Below are 3,416 nucleotides of genomic sequence, written 5' to 3'. Positions count from 1 at the left end.
TAGGCAGCCCTTCGCTGTCTCGTAAATTCTGCCGTCCGCTTTGACGTGTTCTGGGCGTGGATGCCTTCCCCCGCCGCAATGACGCCATTTGGATTTTTCCAAACCCAATTCGATGTCACGCATCCGCTCTACGGCTTGATTAATCTTGTGATTTTGGTCCTCGGCGATGAAGGCCGCCTTGCGCTCAGAAATGCCGTATCTGGCTTGCAGATCTTTAGTGAGTGCGCCTATATCTCCGCCCTTCATTACGGAGTTTGTGACCAGGGTATTCACCCCGTCGTGATATTGCTCGGCAATCGACTTGATCTTCCCAACATTGTAGTTGATTGCCACCTTAAGCTTGCGCTGCATGGCGGCATTGGGCTTGAACGTGACGCCGAAGCCCGCCCGTTTCAGTCTTCGCCGCAGATCGCCTTCACAGTCGTTCTGACAGCTCTTCACGAAATGCTCGGCCAGAGTAGAGGCGTGGTCTTCGAATATCCGCAACCACTTCTTTTTCAGCTTCTCGAGAATAATATCCAGAGCTGTAACAGGGTTCTCATCTTGCGCAAGTTCCGGCTCCGCCCGACGGTAATAGGTTCGCACCGTCTGGATAGTATCCCGGTGCATCCGGCGGATGAGAATACGGAGCTTCTTTTCATACCAAGCCGCAATGCCCGCGTTTGTCCTCCCGAGGGGCAGAGTTATTGCCTTTCCAGGAGAACGTAACGCAGCCATTAGAGTTCTCCTTCGCCTCCTTCTCCACCGAACCCTTCATGACTGCCAAAACTCGGGATATCCTGCTCAGGGATGCCCGGGGCATCACCAGAGAGATTGACGCCCCGGTAGATGCTGTTCTGGTCCTGTTCTTCCCTCATGCGGGCTTCATCGGGCGTGATCTTCCCGGCTTCGATGTTCATCCTGTCGGTTTCGGCCTTGGCCTTTTCGACCATCGCCGCTTTTTCATCGTCCAGCTGCCAGAGGTTCACAAAGTCGAAGTCTATGGTGTCATCCAGTTCCCCCCACAGGTGGAGCTGGACGAGACGGATGATGCGCTCAAGGATGGGCCGCAGGTTGTTTTCCTGAAAGGCAGCGATCTCATCATAGAACACCCGGATTTCACCCTCGGATGAGGCGTTCAGCCCATTTGGCGTGATGCCGAACAGTTTCACCAGCGGGATGCCGGGAATGGACGCCATAGCCTCCATTGCCTGCGCCTGAAGGTCAGACAGGCCGCCAAGCGGCGTGGCGATGATGGACACGTCTTCAGCGTTCAGGTCGGCGATAATCGTGTCCTGCCCCTCGGAGACCTGCTGCATGAAAGCTGCACGAGCCTGAATGGATGAACTCGATATATCGCCATAGCTCAGCCCGCTCTGAGCCGTCCCCATGTTGCCCATCATGTCGGTTTTCAGCACGAGCTTGGAGAAATTGGCCGTGATGTTGCTGACACTGTTGCGTGTCCGCAGGAAGTTGTGGACGTACGGGCGCAGCTGCTGGGTGAGGGACAGGCCGCCGAAGTTGAAGGCCGGTTTGAAGATGTCCGGCACTTCATACGGCACCATCTTCAAAAGCCGGTCCTTGTGGGTCAGGCATCCCTGCACCCAGTAATTGTCCGGGTCGTAGAACCCAGAACTGTAGGGGCTGTCGGCGTTGTAGTAGTTCGGTGCCGTCCAGACCGGGTCAATCCGCTTCAGGCCGCCCAGGCTGCCTTTCTCGACCCCGTACTTCGTCACCTTCAGCGGAACATTCTGCCCCGTGGCGTCTTTTGGAAGGCCGCCAACGTCGATCCATGCATATGAGACGCCATAGATCAGGCTGTCGAGCGTCATCCGGTAGAGCAGACGCCGTACATCAAGCCGTTTGAGTTCGGCTTCCAGATCGCTGATCTTGTGGCCCGTCTCCTGTGAGAGCTGTTCACGGGCCGCACGGGCTTCTTCGTCCGTATCATATTCGGTTTCCTCCACGTTCTTCGTGGATTTCAGCCGCACCCATTCCCGGGTTGCCTCACGGGCAATGACATCACACGGCTTCCGGAACTCGGCCCGCATGGCCATCTGGCTCAGGTAGGGGTAGCCCATAAATCCCAGACCATCAGCAAGCCAGGACTGAAGCCCCTCGATGTTGCCTCTGGCATATGCGCCCAGCGAGGCATCCACCCCATCCAGTGCGCTGTCGAACGCCATGCGCTGGCCCTCTGGCACGACACCCGGCGCAGGGCGGCAGGGAGAGAGGCGTGAGATCAGGGTGGGTGCGGCATCGCAGGCGAACTGCTCAATATTCCGGAATCCCCTGATAAACGGCTCCCTGCGCTCCGGCCGAACTTCTCCTTCGCTCTCCGGCAGGGGGGCGGTAGTGCCGGTAGTGCGCTTAAACGGCCACATGGCGTTACCTCATACGAATGATCGGCGAAAGAAGGTAGGCGGTGAAATTTTGGAGAAGTCGGGCATGGTTCGGCGGTTCTGGATCAGACCATCCAGCGCATAGCGGAGGGCATCTATCCAGTGGTTGTTGGCGTCCTCGATTTTCGGGAGAACATGCTCGGTCTGGCGGTCCACCTTGTACGAGTACGTACGGAACTCACGGGCTATTTTCTCGGCCCGCTCGTGCACACGTATGCCTCGGAAGGCTTTCAGCCGTTCAATGCCATCTTCCACGCTGCCTTTCCACTTTTTGGCGGGGCCAATGCGGAACCTGTACTTATTTGCCAGATGACTGATGGTTTCGGGACGGGCGCAATCAGCCATGAGCGGCCATTGCCGCGCTCCCGGAACCTGATCAAACAAAGCGGGCAGGGCGTCCATCTCGATACCTACGCCGCCCTCAGCATAATCAATATGCAAAACGTCATCAGCAATAAAACAACGAACGATGGCGGTGGGGTCTTTGGCGAAGCCCCAGTCAACACCAAAGTAAAGCCGCGCATCCTCTGGAGTTTCAAACCGACATCCGTATTCAACCCGGTTGCGGAAGATGAGGGCCTCGGTCGTCTGCTGGTATCCGCCCTCCCAGATATGGTCATACTCATCAGGGCGACTCCTCATGTCTCGTTCCCGCTCATCATTCAGAACGGCGGGGAACCACGGGTTATCTGACCAGTTGGCGTTGATGACTACTATCTCGGGGTCGGCGTCCGCTTCGGGTGTCCGCAGGAACGCATCTACCGGGTCGGTTTCTTTGGACGGGTTCCAGCTAAACCAGATTTCGGAGCCGGGTTTACGGATGGTTGGGCGTAGCAGCTTCATGGAGAAGGCGGACAAGGACTGCGCTTCTTCGACCCACGCCACGTCGAAACCTTCCAATGACTTGATTGAGTCCGCCGTGTGGTTCTGCATCCCCTGAAAGATGATGACGCCGCCATCTGGCGTCCTGATTTCCTTGTCCAGAACCTCGAATTCCTCCGAGAGGCCCAGTCCGCTTATCTTGTCCTCCACCAA

At 57.1% G+C, this 3,416-nt stretch carries 3 protein-coding genes; all 3 read right to left on the bottom strand.

Annotated features, from left to right (window positions below; all coding sequences use genetic code 11):
* On the bottom strand, positions 1–717 hold a 717-nt coding region (locus tag NQF87_RS08605), incomplete at its 3' end, for a phage minor head protein (RefSeq protein WP_266127999.1).
* Positions 717–2,363, bottom strand: a complete 1,647-nt coding sequence (locus NQF87_RS08600) for a phage portal protein (protein ID WP_266127998.1) — start codon at positions 2,361–2,363, stop codon at positions 717–719. The genes NQF87_RS08600 and NQF87_RS08605, both read right to left, overlap by 1 nt.
* 9 nt (positions 2,364–2,372) lie before the next feature.
* A partial coding sequence (locus NQF87_RS08595; RefSeq protein ID WP_266127997.1) for a PBSX family phage terminase large subunit occupies positions 2,373–3,416 on the bottom strand: 1,044 nt, incomplete at its 5' end.

Source organism: Bombella dulcis, assembly GCF_026385505.1.
GTDB classification, from domain to species: Bacteria; Pseudomonadota; Alphaproteobacteria; order Acetobacterales; family Acetobacteraceae; genus Bombella; species Bombella dulcis.
This window is presented reverse-complemented; position numbering and strand designations above follow the sequence as displayed.